The sequence below is a fragment of the Sphingomonas sp. RS2018 genome, from assembly GCF_054489605.1.
Genome location: NZ_JBTMWL010000002.1, coordinates 402,716 through 420,441, shown reverse-complemented (window position 1 = coordinate 420,441; position 17,726 = coordinate 402,716). Strand labels below are relative to the sequence as shown.

Sequence of the window (17,726 nt, the reverse complement as noted above, 5' to 3'; positions counted from 1 at the left end):
CGGGCGGCGCGTTCGTGGATCAAAGAACGTTCGACAAGCTTGGTACGAACGGGAAGTTTTGGTCCGCTGATCTAAGCGAACGCAAAACTCCTAACCCGCCACCATATCGGTCTTGCCCAGCATCTCCGCCGTCGCCCGCGCGACGTTTTCCAGCGTATAGGGCTTCTGCACCACCCGTCGCGCGCGGTGCTGGTCGGGCAGCTGCGCCTGCTCGCCGTATCCGGTCGCGAACAGAAACGGCACGCCCAGTTCGAGCAGCCGGTCTGCGACCGGGAAGCTGTTGCGGTCGCCCAGGTTGATGTCGAGCATCGCCATCGTCGGCCGCACCGTCTCGATCACGTCCAGCGCGGCATCGACCGACGCCGCGGTCGCCACCGAATCCGCGCCCAGCCGGGTCACGATGTCCTCGGCATCCAGCGCGATGATGAGGCTGTCCTCGACCAGCAGCACGTCCAGGCCGGCCAGCACCTCGGCGGGCGCCGGCTGCGGGTGGCCCGTCGACGAGCGCGGGATGCGGATGCGCTGCGCCATCGCCTTGGTCTGTGCCGACACGTGGCGGCCGGGGATGCGGAATGTCGCTTCGACGCCGTCCATCGCATAATCGATGCGCGCGTCGCCGCCCAGATCATAGGGGACCGAACGATCGATGATCGTCGTGCCGAACCCCTGCCGCTTGGGCGCCACCACCGGCGGACCGTCCCGCTCCAGCCAGCGGATCATCAGATCCTGATTGTCGTCGCGGTGCCAGCTGATCGTCACCCGCCCCTCGGGCACCGACAAGGCGCCATACTTGGTTGAGTTGGTGACCAGTTCGTGCATCACCAGCGCCATCGTCGAATAGGCCTGCGGGTTCAGCATCACCGGCTCGCCCTCGGACACGACGCGATCCTGCTCGTCGACGAACGCCGCCGCTTCAGCATCGATCAGCGCCTGCATCGGCGCGGGGCCCCAATGGTCGTCGGTGATCTGGTTGTGCGCGCGGGCGAGCGCATGGATGCGTCCGTCGACCATTCGCACGAAGTCCTTCACCGCCTCGTCCTCGGGCTGCGACTGGCGGATTAGCCCGCGGATCACGCCCAGAATGTTGCGGACGCGGTGGTTGAGCTCGGCGATCAGCAGTTCCTGCCGCGCGCTCGCCTGCTGCCGCTCGCGGGAGGCATCGTCGGCCAGCCGCAGCACCACCTCGATCAGCGTCGCGCGCAGCGTCTCGGCGACGCGCAGTTCGGACGCGGTGAACGGCATCGACTTGCCCTGCACCAGCTCGCGCCATTCGGCGAAGCTCTCGCGCGGGGACAGGCGTGGACCGTTGGGACCATAATCGACCTTCTTCTCCGGCTCGCCCGCCCAGCGCACCGAGCGGATCATCTCTGAGCGAAACAGCACGACATAGTCGCGCGGCGATCGCGAGATGGGGATGGCGAGAAGTCCAGATGCGGTCGCGGCGAATTCCTCCGCGCCCGGTACCAGCGACGCAATATGATCGGTCGCATAGACCTTGCCCGCCGCCGTCGCGTTCAGCGCGCGGACGATCTTGCGGAACGCCTCGGTGGGCGGCGTCACGCCTGAAAAGGCGTAGTTGCCTGCGATCCACACGCCGACGCCGTCTGCCGGGATCGCCTCGGTCAGGATGTCGCCCAGCCAGTCGGGATCGTTCAGCAACGTATCGTCGGACGCGACCGCGCCCAGCAGTTGGTCGGAAATGTCGCGCGCGCGCCGCTCGAACTCCACTGTCTGCTGGCGCTCGCGGCTTTCGAGCCGCATCGCGAACATCTGCGCGAACAGCTCGCTGACCGATCGGCGCTCGAACGACGGGCAGCGCGGCGTATAATGGTGGCAGGCAATCAGCCCCCACAGCTTGCCGTCGACGATGATCGAAATCGACAGCGACGCCTGCACGCCCATGTTCTTCAGATATTCGATGTGGATCGGCGACACCGCGCGCAGCACCGACAGCGACAGGTCGAGCGGCTTGCCCTGCGTGTTGAAGCGCGGCAACACCGCGACCGGCTCGGCGCTCACGTCGGGGATCATGCGCAGCAGGTTGCGGCGATACAGCTCGCGCGCCTGTGCCGGGATGTCGCTGGCCGGATAGCGCAGCCCCATGAACTTGCCGATGCCCGGCTTCACCGCCTCGGCCACCACCTCACCCGATCCGTCCGCCGCGAAACGATAGACCATCACCCGGTCGAACCCGATCAGCGCGCGGACCTGACGCGCGCCCTCGCGGTAGAAGCTCTCGATCGTATCGGCCTGATCCAGCCGCGTAATCATCGACCGGACCATGCCGGTCGCATCGCCATGCTCGCCGCTCGCCGGCTCGCCCTCGATCACCACTTCGCCGCCGATGATGTGGATGGCGACGTCGAACGCCTCGCCACCTTCGCGCAGCTTGCATTCGAACAGTCGCTCCACCCCGTCGGGGCCGCGCAACATCGCCGCACGGTTGCGCAGATCGTGGACGACCTGATGCGAGAAGATCTCGCCCAGCGGCAGGCCCAGCATATCCTCGGGCGTCATCCCAAGGAATTGCGCGACATTGGCGGAAGTACGCGACACCAGCCAGTCGGCGGTCAGCGCCAGCAGGAAACCGATCGGCTGGATGGCGCCTAGAATGTGGATCGGCTCGCGATCGCAATTGGTCAGGTCGATATGTTCGTCGATCTTCGTCAAAGCGGTCGTGCCTTCAAGAAGTTAAGCCCGGCGCGCTCGAACCTGTCGAAAACCGCCAATGCGGCTTCCGTCGCCTGGTTGCTTTCTTGTTCTGTCGCCAGCATTTGGTCAAGAAATTCGATCAGGGCGCGCCAGCCGCCGGGCACCGCGCTGCCGAGAAAACGCGTGGGCAGGCCCGGCGCGACGCTCCGCTTCAGCATCGCCCCGCCCAGCCGCGATCCCTCCAGCACATAGATCGCGCCCAGCATCCGCGCCGGCGTGTCGAACATCGGCGGATCGATTGCAGGCGGCAGCGGCTCGCCCAAGTCGGCCAGGTCCGCGATCAACGCCTCCGTCCGCCGCCGCGTCGGCCAGTCGGCCAGCACCCGCGCGGCGCCTGCCGCCTCCAGCGCCGCCTCGACCGGCAGATGCGCGCTCGCCTGCGCGGCGAGGAACGCCGCATAGCCCGTCCGACTGCCCAGATCCGCCGCACCGAATGCGGCATCGACCCGCTCGTGCGCCGCCGCCGTCGCGCTCCGCAGCAGTCCGCGCGCGCCGCTCACCATGTCGCCGCCAGCATCGCGTCGTTCCGCGCCAGCACCCGCAGCGCCAGCCCGGCTTCTTTCGCCCGCGCCACCGCCAGCGTCGTCGGCGCCGACAGCGTTACCAGCATCGGGCACCCAGCCAACACCGCCTTCTCCACCAGCTCATAGGAACAGCGCGAGCTCAGCAGCGCGAAACCGCCCGCCCAGTCCCGCCCACCCCGCGCGATCGCACCGATCAGCTTGTCGAACGCATTGTGCCGCCCGACATCTTCGCGCACCAGCCAGGGCTCGCCCTCCGCCGAACACGCCGCGGCGGCATGCACCGCCCCCGTCGCCGCGTTCAGCGGCTGATGCGCGCGCAGTCGCTCCAGCGCCGCGAACACCGCCGCGTCGTCGGCCGCGCTGGTCGCGGTCACCCGCGGCAGCGGGCGGATCGCCTGTTCGAGGTTCTCGATCCCGCACAGCCCGCACCCGGACTCGGACGTACGATGCCGTACCCGCTCCAGAATCCGCTCGGCCCGCGCGGCGACGATCGCGATGCGCAGAACGATTCCCGCCGCGGCCTCATGCCGCACGACATCGATTACTTCATTCGCTCCGTCGACCAGCCGCTCGGCCAGCGCGAAGCCCACCACCAGATCGTCGAGATCGGCGGGCGTCGCCATCAGTACGGCATAGCCGATGCCGTTCACTTCGATCGCGACGGGCACTTCGGTGGCGACCGGGCGCTCGCACGCGACGGCGACGCCGTCCGACCCGATCCGCCGGAACGCGTGGCCGACCGCTGCTGTATACGCCGATGACACGAATTGCGCAGGCCACGAACCCGCCGCCCCGGTCAAGCCCCCGCCCCCGGCACCGTCCCGATATAGGCCGCCAGATCGGCGCGCGTGTTGATGTTCGGCACCGCCCGCCCGTCCGCAGCAATCGTCACCGCGCCAGCCGCCACGATCCACCCGCGCATCGACCGGTCGTCGCTGCCCGCGATATGCGCATCCAGCTGCCCGGCCAGCGCGCTCGGCCAGCATCCCAGCATCGGCTGCCCGGCCACGACGCAGCTACCCTCTGCGGCGACCAGCGCGCGCGCCATATCGTCAGGCAGCACCGGCATGTCGCAAGCGATCGTAAGAACGCGATCGAACCCAGCGCCACGCGCATGATGCAGCGCCGCCGCCAGCCCGCCCAGCGGTCCGATCCGCCCGCCCGGCCGATCCGGCAAACTCGTCCGCCCCGGCCAGTTCCGCCCGCACATGACGACATCGGCGACCCACGGCGACAACGCCGCGGTCGCGCGCTCAATCAGCGGCACGCCGTCGATCTCCACCAGCGCCTTGTCCCCACCGAACCGACGCGACTCACCGCCGGCCAGCACCGCGCCCAGACACCCCATACCGCTCGCCATGGCACCAAAATCATCCACAAATTGCTGCACTTGCGAAAAGGCGTTGACCGTCGCCGATCAGGAAGATACCGCCCGGTCGGTTTCCAGCAAAGTCAGGTTTCGTGCTGCCCCTGTGCAATCCATACGAGCGTCGGAAAGATCCGCAAAAGGTCCGCGCCGCGTTGATCGCCGCGGCCGCGCGTCTGATCGCCGAGCAGGGTTTGGGCAAGCTGACGGTCGATGCCGTCGCGCGTAGCGCCGGCGTGACGAAAGGCGGCCTGTTCCACCACTTCCCGACCAAGCAGGATCTGCTCGAGGGCGTCGTCGAAACGATGCTCGCCGATGCCGATATCCAGCTCAGCGCGATGATGGCCGACGACCCCGTCGCCCACGGCGCCTTCACGCGCGCCTATCTCAATGGCGTGCTGGGCGATGCCCCGTCGATCGAGGGCGTCTCGTCGCGTGCCCTCTGCCTCGCGACGCTCGCCGATCCCGATCTCAGCGATCGCTGGGCACGCTGGGTCGAGGGCAAGCTCGCCAATTTCGCCGTGACCGACGACAACCCGAGCTGCACCTTGGTCCGCCTAGCCGCCGATGGCGCTTGGCTCGCCTCGCTGCGCCAGTGCGGCCCGCCGCCGCCGCTACCCGTGGGCGTCTACGATGCCCTGATCGCGCTGACCCTGCCCGATCCGATCACGTCCGAACCGATATCATGACCATCGCCCCCATCCACCCGGCCCTCGCCCCGGAGACTCCCGTGACCCGCACTTCGAAGCCTTTCCTCCTCCGCGGCGCGCTCGCCGTCACCCTGTCGTTCCTGCTCGTCGGCTGCGGCGGGGGTGGCGATGCCGCACCCGGTGGTGGTCCCGGCGGTCCGGGCCAGATGCCGCCGCCGCTCGTCACCGCGATGACGGTGACGGCGAAGACGGTGCCGAACATCGTCGAATTGCCTGGCCGCATCGACGCGGTCCGCACCGCTGAGGTCCGCGCCCGCGCCGACGGCATCATCGAACGCCGCCTGTATCAGGAGGGGACCGACGTCGTCGCCGGCCAGCCGCTGTTCCGCATCGACCAGCGCGATCTGCGCGCCGCCGTCGCACAGGCGCAGGCTGCGCTGTCGCGCGCCCAGGCCGCGCAGGCCAATGCGCAGTCGGTCGTCCGCCGCTACGGCCCCCTCGTCGCCGAACGCGCGGTCAGCGGTCAGGAGAACGACGCCGCCCAGGCGACGCTACGCTCCGAAAGCGCCAACGTCGCCGAAGCCCGCGCCGCCCTCCAGCGTGCGCAGCTCCAGCTCGGCTACACCACCGTCCGCGCGCCGATCTCGGGCCGCGTCGGTCGCGCTCAGGTGACCGAGGGCGCGCTGGTCAGCGCGACGCAGGCGACGCTGCTGACGACGATCGAACAGCCGAACCCGGTCTACGCCGTCTTCACCGAATCCAATTCGGCGATCCTCGATCTGCGGCGTCAGGCCGCAACCGGCGCCACCGATCTGCGCTCGCTCGCGCAGGTCGCGGTGCGCCTGATCCTCGCCAACGGGCAGGAATATGGCCCCGTCGGCCGCCTCGACTTCGCCGACCAGACGGTCGATCCCGCAACCGGCAGCCAGGTGCTGCGCGCGGTCTTCCCGAACGCCGAGCGGTTGTTGCTGCCCGGCCAATTCGTGCGCGGGCGCATCGCCATTGGCACCTCGCCCAATGGCATCGTGCTCCCGGCGCGCGCGCTGCAGATCGGCGATCGCGGCGCGACCGTGTTTGTCGTCGGCGCCGACGGCACGGCGACACCGCGCCCGGTCCAGCTTGCAGGGCAGGTTGAGGGCGGCTGGTCGATCAAGGGCGGACTGAAGCCCGGTGAGCGCGTCATCCTCGACGGCTGGCAGAAGGTGCAGCCGGGCATGAAGGTCCAGGTGAAGGGCGATCCCGCTCCCGCCGCCGCCCCGCAACAGCCGGCGCAGAAGTAACCGTCATGGACAGTTTCTTCGTCAATCGCCCAGTCTTCGCTTGGGTCATCGCCGCCTTCATCGCGCTGTTCGGCGCGATGGCGCTCATCAACCTGCCGATCGAGCAATACCCTTCGGTCGCCCCGCCCTCGCTGACGCTCGGCTACACCTATAACGGTGCCGATGCGGAGACGATGGACAAGAACGTCACCGCGGTCATCGAACGCGAACTGAACGGCGTCGACAATTTCCTTTACATGGCGTCGACCAGCCGGGCGAACGGCACCGGCGAACTGATCGTCACCTTCCAGTCGGGGACCGACCTCGACGTCGCCCGCACGCAGGTGCAGGATCGCCTGAACCGCGCCGAACCGCGTTTGCCGGAGGACGTGCGCCGTCTCGGCATCCAGATCACCGACAACTCCGCCGGCTTCCTCGAGGTGCTGTCGATTCAGTCCAAGACCGGCCGCACCCCCGCGCTCGAGCTCGGCGATTTCGCATCGACCAAGATCGTGAACGAAATCCGCCGCGTCCCCGGCGTCGGCAACGCGCAGCTGTTCAGCTCCGAAAAGGCGATGCGCATCTGGCTTGATCCGGACAAGCTCGCCGGCTTCAACCTGTCGCCCAGCGAAGTGCTGCTCGCCGTGCAGGAACAGAACAGCCAGACCGCGGGCGGCGGCATCGGCGACCAGCCGGTCGCGCCGGGCGCCGACTTCAACGCGAAGATCGTCACGCAGAACCGCTTCCAGACGCCGGAGCAGTTCCGGAACATCATCATCAAGTCCGACACCGCCGGCTCGACCGTGCGGCTGGGCGATGTCGCGCGGGTCGAGATCGGCGCCGACAATTATCAGTTCAAATCGACGCTGAACGGCAAGGAAGTCGCCGGCGTCGCCGTGCAGTTGGCCGCCGGCGCCAACGCACTCGCCACCCGCGACGCGGTCAGCGAACGCATGCGCGAGCTGCAGCGCACCTTCCCCGAGGATATCACCTGGGAAGTCTCATACGACACCACCCCCTTCATCTCGAGCTCGATCGATAACGTCGTGCGCACCCTCGTCGAGGCGATGGTGCTCGTCTTCGCCGTGATGTTCCTGTTTCTCCAGAACTGGCGCTCGACGATCATCCCGGCGATCGTCGTTCCGATCGCGCTGCTCGGCGGCTGTCTCGGTCTCTGGATGTTCGGCTTCTCGATCAACACGCTGTCGATGTTCGCGATGGTGGTGGCGATCGGCATCCTCGTCGACGACGCGATCGTCGTCGTCGAGAACGTCGAGCGCATCATGGCCGAGGAAGGCCTGCCGCCCGGCAAGGCGACGATCAAGGCGATGGGCCAGATCCGCGGCGCCATCATCGGCATCACGCTCGTCCTGATCGCGGTGTTCATCCCGATGGCGTTCTTCCCGGGCTCGACCGGCGGCATCTACCGCCAGTTCTCGGTGACGCTCGCCGTCTCGATCTTCTTCTCGGCCGTGCTGGCGCTCACCCTGACGCCGGCGCTGTGCGCGACGCTGCTCAAGCCCCACAAGCATGCGCCCGGCGAAGAACGCGTGCCCGCGCCCGGCTGGCGCGGCTATCCGCAGCGCTTCTTCAACTGGTTCAACGACCGCTTCGGCCGCGCCACGGACAAATACATCGGCGGCGTCACCGGCATGCTGTCGCGTCCGGTGCGCTGGCTGGCGGTGTTCGTCGCCATCCTCGGCGTCACCCTTCTACTCTTCGGGCGCCTGCCCGGCGGCTTCCTGCCGGAGGAGGATCAGGGCTATTACGTCATCAGCTACGACGCCCCCGTCGGCGCCACCGTCGCCCGCACCGAAGCCGCGGTGAAGGAAACCGAGAAATTCCTGTTTCAGCAACCGCAGTTCGAACGGATGTTCTCCGTTATCGGCTTCAACTTCTTCGGTCAGGGCCAGTCGGCCGCGCTCTCCTTCGTCATGCTGAAGCCCTATGAAGACCGGCATGGTGCGGAGAACTCGGTCGACGCGCTGATCGGCAAGACGTTCGGCGCGACGATGGGGATTCCCGGCGCGACGATCTTCGCGCTGAACCCGCCCGCCATCCAGGCGCTCGGCAACGCCACCGGCTTCTCGATGAAGATCGAGGACCGCATCGGCAGCGATCCCGCCGGGCTGCAGGCCGCGATGGGCGCCATTCTGGCCGAAGCGTCGAAGAACCCCGTCCTTGCCGGCGTTCGTCCGGAAGGTCAGGCCCCCTCGCCGCAGCTCTACGTCGATATCGACCGGGTACAGGCGCGCGCGCTGGGCTTGCAGATTGCCGACGTCAACGCGACGCTCGCGATCAGCTTCGGCTCGGCCTATGCCAACGACTTCTCCAATCAGGGGACGGTGCAGCGCGTCTATCTGCAATCCGATGCGCCCCATCGCATGACCGCGGACGACGTGCTGCGGCTGCGCGTGCGCAACGGCAGCGGGGAGATGGTGCCCTTCTCCGCCTTCACGAAGGTGTCGTGGACGGCGGGTCCGACGCAGCTCCAGCGCTACAACGGCTATCCCTCGCTCACCATCTCGGGTCAGGCGGCACCGGGCCAGAGCTCGGGCGCGGCGTTGGAAGCGATGGAGGAGATCGCCACCCGCGTCCTGAAGCCGGGCTTCAGCTACGAATGGACCGGCACCGCGTTCGAGGAAAAGCAGGCCGGTGGCCAGATCGGGCTGCTGCTCGGCCTGTCGCTCGTCGTCGTCTTCCTGCTGCTGGCGGCACTCTACAACAGCTGGGCGATCCCGCTGTCGGTGCTGCTGGTCGTCCCCTTCGGCGTGCTCGGCGCCGTGCTCGCGACGATGCTGCGCGGGCTGTCGGCGGACGTCTATTTCAACATCGGCCTCATCACCATCATCGGTCTCGCTGCGAAGAACGCGATCCTGATCGTCGAATTCGCGATCGATGACGAGGAACACCAGAAAGGCGACGGGCTGGAGCGCGTCCGCGGGGCGACGTTGGAGGCATCGCGCCAGCGTCTGCGACCGATCCTGATGACCTCGCTCGCCTTCATCCTCGGCATGGTACCGCTGGTCATCGCCAGTGGGGCCGGCGCGGCCAGCCGCCACGCGGTCGGCACCGGCGTCATGGGCGGGATGATCGCGGCGACGCTGATCGGGATCTTCTTCACGCCCGTGTTCTACTTCGCGGCGCGCAAATGGCTGGCGCGCCGTCCCGCCGACGTGCCGCCTACGCCGGCGAATGCCGCAGAAACCCCATCGAATGGTGTCCAGACCCATGCGTAAACTCGCCATCCTCGCCGGCGCGACGGCGCTTTCGGCGTGCAACCTCACGCCAAAATATGCCGCGCCGGCCGCGCCCGTCGCGGCCAATTTCCCGGAGGCTCGATCGCAATCGCGCGCCGCCGCCGACATCGGCTGGCGCGAATTCTTCGGCGACGCGCGGTTGCAGGCGCTGATCGCCGCCGCGCTCGCCAACAATCGCGATCTGGCGCAGTCGGTCGCCCGCGTGGCGCAGGCGCGCGCGCAATATCGCATCACCGACGCCGATCGCCTGCCGCAGGTCGATGCCGTCGCCGGCTACACCCGCAGCCGCCAGCCGATCAACGCGCTGGGCTTCCCGACGACAGGCACGGGCACGACCGATCCGAACACGCCGAATTCGTTCACCTTCGAACAGTTTTCGCTCGGCGCGCAGGTATCGAGCTTCGAGCTCGATTTCTGGGGCCGCGTCCGCAACCTGTCGGAGGCCGCCCGCCGCGAATATCTCGCCACCGTCGAGGCGGAGCGCGCCTTCCGACTCTCGCTGATCGGCCAGGTCGCCGCCACTTACCTCCAGATCCGCGCCGGCGAGGAACAGATCGCGCTCGCTCAGCGCAGCGTGACCGGTCGTCAGGAGGGGCTTCGCATCGCCAAACGCCGCCTCGACGCCGGCATCACCTCCACCGTCGACTACGACCAGTCCGCCCTCCTCGTGACGCAGGCCGAAACCGAACTCGCCGACCTGCGCCGCACGACGCAGCAGAGCGAGAACCTGCTGACCGTCCTCGTCGGCGGCCCCATCGCCACTACCCTCCCCGCGCCGCGCCCGCTCGCCGATCCGGCCCTATACGCGAACGTCCAGCCCGGCCTCCCCTCCGACCTGCTCGTCAACCGACCCGACATCCGTCAGGCCGAGGAGTCGCTGCGCGCCGCCAACGCCAACATCGGCGTCGCCCGCGCCAGCGTCCTGCCGCAGATCAGCCTGACCGGCCTGCTCGGCTTCATCTCGCCGGCGCTCAGCAGTCTCGTCGGCGGCGACTCGTTCCGCTACAACGTCGGCGCCAACGCGACCCAGCCGCTGCTCACCTGGGGCAAGGCCGGCAACGGCATCCGCCTGACCCGCGCCCAATTCGACGAACGCGCCGCCGCCTATCAGCGCGCGGCACAAGGCGCCTTCCGCGAAGTCGCCGATGCCCTCGTTGCCCGCCGCCGCTACGCCGAGCAGATCACCGCCCAGCAGCGCGCACTCGACGCCCAGCGCCGCCTGACCCGTGTGGCGCGCCTGCGCTACGACAACGGCCTGTCGATCTACCTCGAGGTGCTCGACGCCGAACGCAGCCTGTTCACCGCCGAGCAGCAGTTGTTGGCGCTACGCAGCGCGCAGTTGCAGAGCGAGGTTTCGCTGTACGTGGCGCTGGGTGGCGGGTTGAAGGAAACGTCGGCGAGCTGACGCCCTCCCCTCCCTGGACAAGGGAGGGGCCGGGGGTGGGTCGGCCCGAAAGGACGCGACGCGTTCGCCCCATACCCACCCACCCCAACCCCTCCCTTCACGAGGGAGGGGCAAGCGATCGCCTCAAATCTCCGGCAGCACCTGCGCCGCGAACCCCCAGCCACGCAGGTCCGCCCCCCGCGCCCGCTCGACCAGCGCCGCCGCATCGCCGATCCCGAACGGGTGCGCATCCTTCACATCCGCCAGCGCGTCCCAGGCGATCGGCACCGCCACCGGCGCCCCCACCCGCGCCCGCGCCGAATAGGGCAGCACCGCCGTGCTCCCGCGCTGGTTGCGCAACCAGTCGATGAAGATGCGCCCTTTCCGCTTCGCCTTGCTCATCGTCGCCACGAAGCGCTCCGGCTCGGCAATGCTCAGCGCCTCGGCGAAGCGTTTCGCGAAATCCTTGTGCGCGTCCCAGTCATGGCCCGGCGTCAGCGGCACGACGACATGCACGCCCTTGCCCCCCGACAGCATCGCGAAGCTGACGAGTCCCAAATCGGCCAACCGGTCGCGGATATGCGTGGCGGCGCTCTTCACCGCCTCGAAATCGAGCCCTTCATCCGGATCGAGATCGAAGATCATCCGGTCCGGCCGCTCGACATCGTCGCTGCGCGAGGCCCAGCCGTGAAACTCGATCGTCCCCATCTGCACGCACGTCAGGATGCCGGCCGCATCCATCACGTATAGATAATCCTCCGCCCCGCCATCCTTCTCGGTGATCGCGACCTGACGCACGTGCTCGCCAAACGCGCCGCTGTCATGCTTCTGGAAGAAACAGTGCTTCGCCCGCCCCTGCGGACAGCGCACGAGGCTGACGGGACGCTGCGCCGTCCAGGGCAGCATGATCGCCGCCACCGCTTCGTAATAATCGGCGAGATCGCCCTTTGTCTGGCCGCTGTCGGGAAAGATGATCCGTTCGGGATTGCTGATCTTCACCGCGCGCTTCGCAACCGGCGCAGGTTCGGCCACCTCCGCCGTCACCGCGTCGGCTGCCTTGTCCCGCCGCAGCCCGACGAAGCTGCCGTGCCGCACCCGCCCGTCGCCGGTGATCTCGGCAAACGCCACCTCGGCGACCAGATCGGGCCGCACCCACCGCGCACCGCGCGCCTCGACGCGCGGTACGTCGGCGGGCGCGCCCTTGCGCTCGCGTTTCGCCAGCTTCGCCGCGACATCCTCCATCGTCGCCGTATCGAAGCCGGTGCCGACCTTGCCGCGATAGACCAGCGTGTCGCCCTCCCTCTGCCCCAACAGGAGTGAGGCGAACGCCCGCCCCTTGGCTGCACTCGGTGCCCAGCCGATCACGACGAACTCCTGCCGCCGGGTACACTTCACCTTGACCCAGGCGCGCGATCGCTCGCCGCGATAGGGCGCGTCGATCCGCTTGGCGATGATCCCTTCCTGCCCCGCCTTGCACATCGCCGCGAACAGCCGCTCGCCCGCGCCGATGACGTGATCCGCCACCCGCACCACGCCTTCGCTGTCCGCCAGCAGCGCCTCCAGCCGTTCCTTGCGTTCGATGTTGGGGAGCGCAGTCAAATCCTCACCCCCCGCGCTCAGCAGGTCGAAGGCGAAGAAGGTCAGCGGCGCGCTCGCCTGATCCTTCAGCACCGCTTGCAACGTCGAGAAGTCGGGGTTGCCCGAAGCATCCAGCGCGACGATCTCCCCATCGATCAGCGCAGACGGCAGGTCGAGCGCGGCCAGCGCCTGAGCCACGGTCGCGAACCGCTCGGTCCAGTCCAGTCCCGACCGGGTGTGAATGCGCACGTCGTCACCGTTCACCGCCGCCAGCGCGCGATAGCCGTCGAACTTGATCTCGTGCATCCAATCGTTGCCCGCCGGCACTGCATCGACCAGCGTCGCGAGTTGCGGCTTGCGGAACTCGGGGCGTTTCGCCGCCTTGACGGGCTTTCGCGCCGCCTTCGTATGCCGCGCCGCCGACTGCATCGTCTTCGTGAAGTCGTCGTCGCTCTTGCCCTCAAGCGAGCGCGCGCCGCCCGTGTCGGTCGCAATCTCCGCCATGCTTCGCCCGGTCGACACGCTGGTCAGATGCCGCTCGACCAGCACGTCGCCGACGCCGGCATCGTCGTCGAACACCTTGCGAAGCAGCCAGTTCTCACGCTTTTCCTTCGCGCGCGGCTTCATCCGGACGAGCAGCCATTCGCCCTTCATCCGCTCGCCCGACAGGGTGAAGTGCAGGTGCCCCTTCTCGATATCCTTCGCACTCTTGCCCGGCACCGGCGCCCAGGTACCGCGATCCCACAGCATCACCGTGCCGCCGCCATATTCGCCCTTGGGAATCGTGCCCTCGAACCCGCCATAGGACAGCGGATGATCCTCGGTCCGCACCGCCAGTCTCTTGTCCTCGGGATCGATGCTGGGGCCGCGCGTCACCGCCCAGCTCTTCAGCACGCCATCCACCTCCAGCCGGAAGTCATAGTGCAGCCGCGTCGCAACATGCTTCTGCACCACGAAGCTGTTGCCGCCGGTCTTCGCGGCCTTGCCCGCGGGCTCGGGCGTGCGCTTGAAATCGCGCTTGGCGTTATAGTCGGCGAGGGTGTCGGCCTTGGCCATCACCCGACCTTGCGTTTGGCCGCAGGCTTCTTCGCTGGCGCCGCCTTCGCGGGCGCCTTCTTGGCCGGTGCCGCCTTGGCCGGCGCCTTCGCGCCGCTACCGACCGACTTCTTCAGCGCCGCCATCAGGTCGATGACGTTGTCGCCGCGCGAGCCGCCGTCGCCATCCTTGTCCTCGATAATGCGCCGGTTGGTCTTCGATTTGCGCTTCTTCTCGATCAGCCCCTGCAACGCCTCGACATAGCGATTGTGGAATTCGGCGGGCTTGAACGGCGCCGTCTTCTTCTCGATCAGCGTCGTCGCCAGGTCAAGCAGGTCCTCGTCGGGCTTCGCATCGTCGATCTCGCGGAAATAGCCCTGCGCCTTGTGGACCTCGTCGGCGTAGCGCAGCACCTCCATCACCAGCCCGCGCCCGCACGGCTTGATCGACACCAGCTGCTCGCGCCCGCGCACCGACAGCTGCCCCAGCCCGACCTTGCGCGCCGCCCTAAGCGCATCGCGCAGCACGATATACGCCTCCTCGGCCAGGTCGTCGGCCGGCACCACGAAATAGGGCTTCTCGTAATAGAGCACGTCGATCTCGTCGGAATCGACGAACTGCACGAGGTCCAGCGTCTTGCGGCTCTCGATCTTCACCGCCTCGATCTCGGCATCGTCGAGCAGGACGTAATCGCCCTTCGCGACCTCATAGCCTTTCACGATATCGTCGCGGTCGACCGGGCCCACGCCGGGCGCCGTCTTCTCGTATTTGATGCGTTGCCCGCTCGGCTCGTGGATCTGGTGGAACGCCACCGTCGCACCCGATTTGGTGGCCGGATAGACCTCCACGGGGATGGAGACGAGCGCCAGTTTGATTTGCCCCTGCCAATATGCCCGTGCCGCCATGATGTCCGTCCTCCGCGTCGGACCAAGTCGCGCCGTCGCATTCGGTTCCGTATCCGGACGATTGCCGCGAAACGCACCACCGACACGCTCAACGGCAGTTGATATGATGTAACATGGCCTTTAGAGGGGCGCGGTCTTCCACGGGATCATCGTCATGCACCGCACCCTGCTCGCCACCAGCACGCTCGCCATCGCCCTCGCCGCCCCCGCGTCGGCGCAGACCGCCCCGCTCCCGACGACCCGCGCCGCCGACATCGTCGTCACCGCACCCGTCCGCACCAGCGAGACCGACGTGCTGCAGGGCACCTCGATCGTCACCGGCGAGAAGCTGACGCGCGACCTGCGCCCCACGATCGGCGAGACGCTGTCGCGCCTGCCGGGCGTCTCGGCCACCTCGTTCGGCCCTGCCGCGTCGCGCCCGATCCTGCGCGGTTTCCAGGGTGAGCGCATCCGCGTGCTGACCGACGGCATCGGCGCGATCGACGTGTCGAACACCTCGGTCGATCACGCCGTCATCATCGATCCCCTGCTCGCCGAGCGGATCGAGGTGCTGCGCGGTCCCTCCGCCCTGCTGTTCGGATCGTCGGCAGTCGGCGGCGTCGTCAACGTCATCGACACCCGCATACCGCGCACCGTGCCGACCGAGGGCTTCCGCGTGAACGGCATCGCTACCTACGGTTCGGCCGCCGACGAACGCTCGGGCGGCCTTGCCGGCGATGTGGCGCTGACCGACAAGATCGTGCTCCACGCCGATGGTTCGTATCTGAAGGCCGACGACCTCCGCACCGGGCGCGGCTTCATCCTCTCGCCCGCCGCCCGCGCCGCCGCGCTGTCGCAGGTCGGGCGCCCGCAGACCGGTGTCGACGAGCCGATCGACTTCGCCGCCAGCGCAGCCCTTCGCGATCGCCTGCCCAACACCGCGATCGAGACGTGGACGGCCGGTGCCGGCGCCTCGATCATCACCGACACCGGCTCGCTCGGCATCTCGTACAGCCATTACGACAGCCTCTACGGCGTCCCCATCCGCTACGCGACCGAAGTCGGCCAGGAGCAGGAGGCGCCCCGCCTCGACATCGCGCAGGACCGTGTCGATCTGCGTGCAGAGGTGAAGACCGGCGGTACGATCCTCGAATCGATCCGCCTGCGTGCCGGCCACGCTAACTACCGCCACTTCGAACTGGAGGAGGACGGATCGATCGGCACCGCCTTCTACAACAAGGGCACCGAAGGGCGCCTCGAACTGGTACAGGCGAACCGCGGCGGGTGGCAGGGCGCGTCGGGCATCCAGTATTTCAACCGCAACTTCGACGTCGTCGGCGACGAGGCGTTCCTGCCGAAGAGCGAGACCAATCAGGTCGGCATCTTCACGCTCCAGCAATATGCCAACGGCCCGTTCCGCGGCGAGGCCGGTCTGCGTTACGAAAACACCGATCAAGCCGCGCGCGAGGTGATCGGGGACGGTCGGTTTACGCCCGCCGAGCGCCACTTCGAGACACTGTCGGGCTCGCTCGGCGGTTCGTTCGAGGTTGCGGATGGCATCCGCATCGGCCTCAACGGCTCACGCACCGCGCGCGCGCCATCGGCCGAGGAGCTGTTCGCCAACGGCCCGCACGCCGGCACGCAGGCCTATGAACTCGGCAACCCGAACTTCCGCACCGAAAAAGCCTGGGGGCTCGAAGCGACTCTCCACGCGCACAGCGACGGCTTCAGCTTCGATGCGTCCGCCTATCACAGCTGGTTCGACGACTATATCTACGAGGCGCAGACCGGCGACGCGCCTTGCGTCGCGGCGGCGGGCGAGGATGTCGACCTGCCCTGCTTCCGCTATCTCCAGGCCGGCGCGCGCTATTACGGCTTCGAAGCCGACGCCTCGGTGCGCCTCGCGCGGATCGGCGGCTACACGGTCAACGCCGATCTGGTCGGCGACTATGTCCACGCCGACATCCGCGGCGGCGGCCCCATCCCGCGCATCCCGCCGATGCGGCTGCTCGGGGGGCTGGAGGCACAGGGCGACCGCCTGACCGCCCGCGCCGAGGTCGAACACGCCTTCGATCAGGATCGCGTCGCCGCGTTCGAGACGCCGACGAACGGCTACACGCTCGTCAATGCGTCGGTCGCCTGGAAGCCATTCGGCACCGATCGCACCACGCTGATGGTCAGCGCCAGCAACGTCTTCGATGTGCTTGCCCGCCGTCACAGCAGCGTGCTGAAGGACTTCGCGCCGCTGTCGGGTCGCGACGTGCGCGCGACAGTGCGTTTCGGCTTCTAACCATTCGACGGATCGTACCGAATTCGTTACCTTCTCTCCGACCAGCATTTATGGAGGGGAGCGATTTGCCAGGATTGAAGCGCGCCGGGTCGGCTCATGTCGAAATCGCGCGGCAACTCGGGACCGAAATCGTCACCGGCCAACGTGCGCCCGGCACGCTGCTGCCCGGCGAGATCGACCTCGCCGACACGATCGGCGTCTCGCGCAGCGTGGTGCGAGAGGCGCTGCGCATGCTGGTCGCCAAGGGGATGATCCAGAGCCGGCCGAAGGCGGGCACGCGCGTCCGCCCACGCAGCGAGTGGAATTTGCTCGACCCGACCCTGCTCGGCTGGATGTTCAGCGGCTCGCCCCCGTCCGGCTTCGTCCGCAGCCTGTTCCAGTTGCGCATGATCGTCGAACCCGCCGCCGCCGAGATCGCCGCCCGCACCCGCACCGACGATCAACTCGATCGCATCCGCGTCGCGCTCGAAGGCATGACCGAACATGGTCTCGACACGCCCGAAGGTCAGAGCGCCGACCAGACCTTCCACGCCGTGCTGCTCGAGGCGACCGACAACGAACTGCTGGTGACGCTGTCGGCCGGCATCGCCGCCGCGGTCCGCTGGACCACCTTCTTCAAATACCGCATGATGACAACGCCGCGCGATCCGATCCCGCAGCACCGCCTGCTGTACGAGGCGATCGCCGCATCCGATCCCGACGGCGCCCGCGAGGCGACAGCGCAACTGATCCGGCAGGCGCAGCTTGATACCGAGAAGGCGCTGGGGGAGTAAGACGGCCGCCC

General features: G+C 68.0%; 12 protein-coding genes. 6 read left to right on the top strand and 6 right to left on the bottom strand.

From position 1 onward, the window contains the following. Nucleotides 1–90 precede the first annotated feature (90 nt). From ACX40P_RS07065 to ACX40P_RS07050, 4 genes are read right to left on the bottom strand one after another with little or no spacing between them, the layout of a single operon-like run. Entirely contained in the window at nt 91–2,670 is a 2,580-nt protein-coding gene (locus ACX40P_RS07065) for an HWE histidine kinase domain-containing protein (protein ID WP_459125615.1), read from the bottom strand. Then, complete coding sequence (locus ACX40P_RS07060; protein WP_459125614.1) at nt 2,667–3,212, bottom strand: biliverdin-producing heme oxygenase; 546 nt, start codon at nt 3,210–3,212, stop codon at nt 2,667–2,669. The genes ACX40P_RS07065 and ACX40P_RS07060 overlap by 4 nt, the downstream gene beginning before the upstream one ends. Continuing rightward, nucleotides 3,209–4,000 carry a formate dehydrogenase accessory sulfurtransferase FdhD gene (fdhD, locus tag ACX40P_RS07055; RefSeq protein WP_459125613.1) on the bottom strand — a complete coding sequence of 264 codons (792 nt, stop codon included), beginning with the start codon at nt 3,998–4,000 and terminating at the stop codon, nt 3,209–3,211. The genes ACX40P_RS07060 and fdhD overlap by 4 nt, the downstream gene beginning before the upstream one ends. Before the next feature lie 32 nt (nt 4,001–4,032). Continuing rightward, nucleotides 4,033–4,596, bottom strand: coding sequence for a molybdenum cofactor guanylyltransferase (locus ACX40P_RS07050; RefSeq protein WP_459125612.1), 564 nt, complete (start codon nt 4,594–4,596; stop codon nt 4,033–4,035). A 101-nt stretch (nt 4,597–4,697) separates the two neighbouring features. Here ACX40P_RS07050 and ACX40P_RS07045 point away from each other — a divergent pair, with 101 nt between their 5' ends. From ACX40P_RS07045 to ACX40P_RS07030, 4 genes are read left to right on the top strand one after another with little or no spacing between them, the layout of a single operon-like run. Beyond that, on the top strand, nt 4,698–5,291 hold the full coding sequence (locus ACX40P_RS07045; protein ID WP_459125611.1) for a TetR/AcrR family transcriptional regulator: 594 nt from the start codon (nt 4,698–4,700) through the stop codon (nt 5,289–5,291). Next, nucleotides 5,288–6,532 (top strand): efflux RND transporter periplasmic adaptor subunit, encoded by a 1,245-nt coding sequence (locus tag ACX40P_RS07040; RefSeq protein ID WP_459125610.1) that lies wholly within the window; start codon nt 5,288–5,290, stop codon nt 6,530–6,532. Before ACX40P_RS07045 ends, ACX40P_RS07040 begins: the two co-directional genes overlap by 4 nt. A gap of 5 nt (nt 6,533–6,537) precedes the next feature. Then, nucleotides 6,538–9,750 (top strand): multidrug efflux RND transporter permease subunit, encoded by a 3,213-nt coding sequence (locus tag ACX40P_RS07035; protein WP_459125609.1) that lies wholly within the window; start codon nt 6,538–6,540, stop codon nt 9,748–9,750. Next, the gene (locus ACX40P_RS07030) at nt 9,743–11,176 is read left to right on the top strand and encodes an efflux transporter outer membrane subunit (protein WP_459125608.1); all 1,434 of its coding nucleotides are present in this window, start codon (nt 9,743–9,745) and stop codon (nt 11,174–11,176) included. The genes ACX40P_RS07035 and ACX40P_RS07030 overlap by 8 nt, the downstream gene beginning before the upstream one ends. A 123-nt stretch (nt 11,177–11,299) precedes the next feature. Here the strand turns inward: ACX40P_RS07030 and ligD are convergent, their stop codons facing one another. Together ligD and ku are read right to left on the bottom strand one after the other, a co-directional pair. Then, nucleotides 11,300–13,789 carry a DNA ligase D gene (gene ligD / locus ACX40P_RS07025; protein ID WP_459125607.1) on the bottom strand — a complete coding sequence of 830 codons (2,490 nt, stop codon included), beginning with the start codon at nt 13,787–13,789 and terminating at the stop codon, nt 11,300–11,302. Continuing rightward, nucleotides 13,789–14,673 (bottom strand): non-homologous end joining protein Ku, encoded by an 885-nt coding sequence (ku, locus tag ACX40P_RS07020; protein ID WP_459125606.1) that lies wholly within the window; start codon nt 14,671–14,673, stop codon nt 13,789–13,791. The genes ligD and ku overlap by 1 nt, the downstream gene beginning before the upstream one ends. A gap of 154 nt (nt 14,674–14,827) precedes the next feature. On the opposite strand from ku, the gene ACX40P_RS07015 reads away from it, so the two are divergent. Next, nucleotides 14,828–16,942: a TonB-dependent receptor gene (locus ACX40P_RS07015; RefSeq protein ID WP_459125605.1), complete on the top strand. Its 2,115-nt coding sequence runs from the start codon at nt 14,828–14,830 to the stop codon at nt 16,940–16,942. Nucleotides 16,943–17,007: 65 nt separating this feature from the next. After that, entirely contained in the window at nt 17,008–17,715 is a 708-nt protein-coding gene (locus ACX40P_RS07010) for a FadR/GntR family transcriptional regulator (protein WP_459125604.1), read from the top strand. Nucleotides 17,716–17,726: the final 11 nt, after the last annotated feature.

Excerpts from the sequence above, each read along its gene's own strand:
- ACX40P_RS07030 (WP_459125608.1), top strand. The coding sequence starts at position 9,743 with ATGCGTAAACTCGCCATCCTCGCCGGCGCGACGGCGCTTTCGGCGTGC.
- ACX40P_RS07040 (WP_459125610.1), top strand. The coding sequence starts at position 5,288 with ATGACCATCGCCCCCATCCACCCGGCCCTCGCCCCGGAGACTCCCGTG.
- ku (WP_459125606.1), bottom strand. The coding sequence starts at position 14,673 with ATGGCGGCACGGGCATATTGGCAGGGGCAAATCAAACTGGCGCTCGTC.
- ligD (WP_459125607.1), bottom strand. The coding sequence starts at position 13,789 with ATGGCCAAGGCCGACACCCTCGCCGACTATAACGCCAAGCGCGATTTC.
- ACX40P_RS07050 (WP_459125612.1), bottom strand. The coding sequence starts at position 4,596 with ATGGCGAGCGGTATGGGGTGTCTGGGCGCGGTGCTGGCCGGCGGTGAG.
- ACX40P_RS07035 (WP_459125609.1), top strand. The coding sequence starts at position 6,538 with ATGGACAGTTTCTTCGTCAATCGCCCAGTCTTCGCTTGGGTCATCGCC.
- ACX40P_RS07015 (WP_459125605.1), top strand. The coding sequence starts at position 14,828 with ATGCACCGCACCCTGCTCGCCACCAGCACGCTCGCCATCGCCCTCGCC.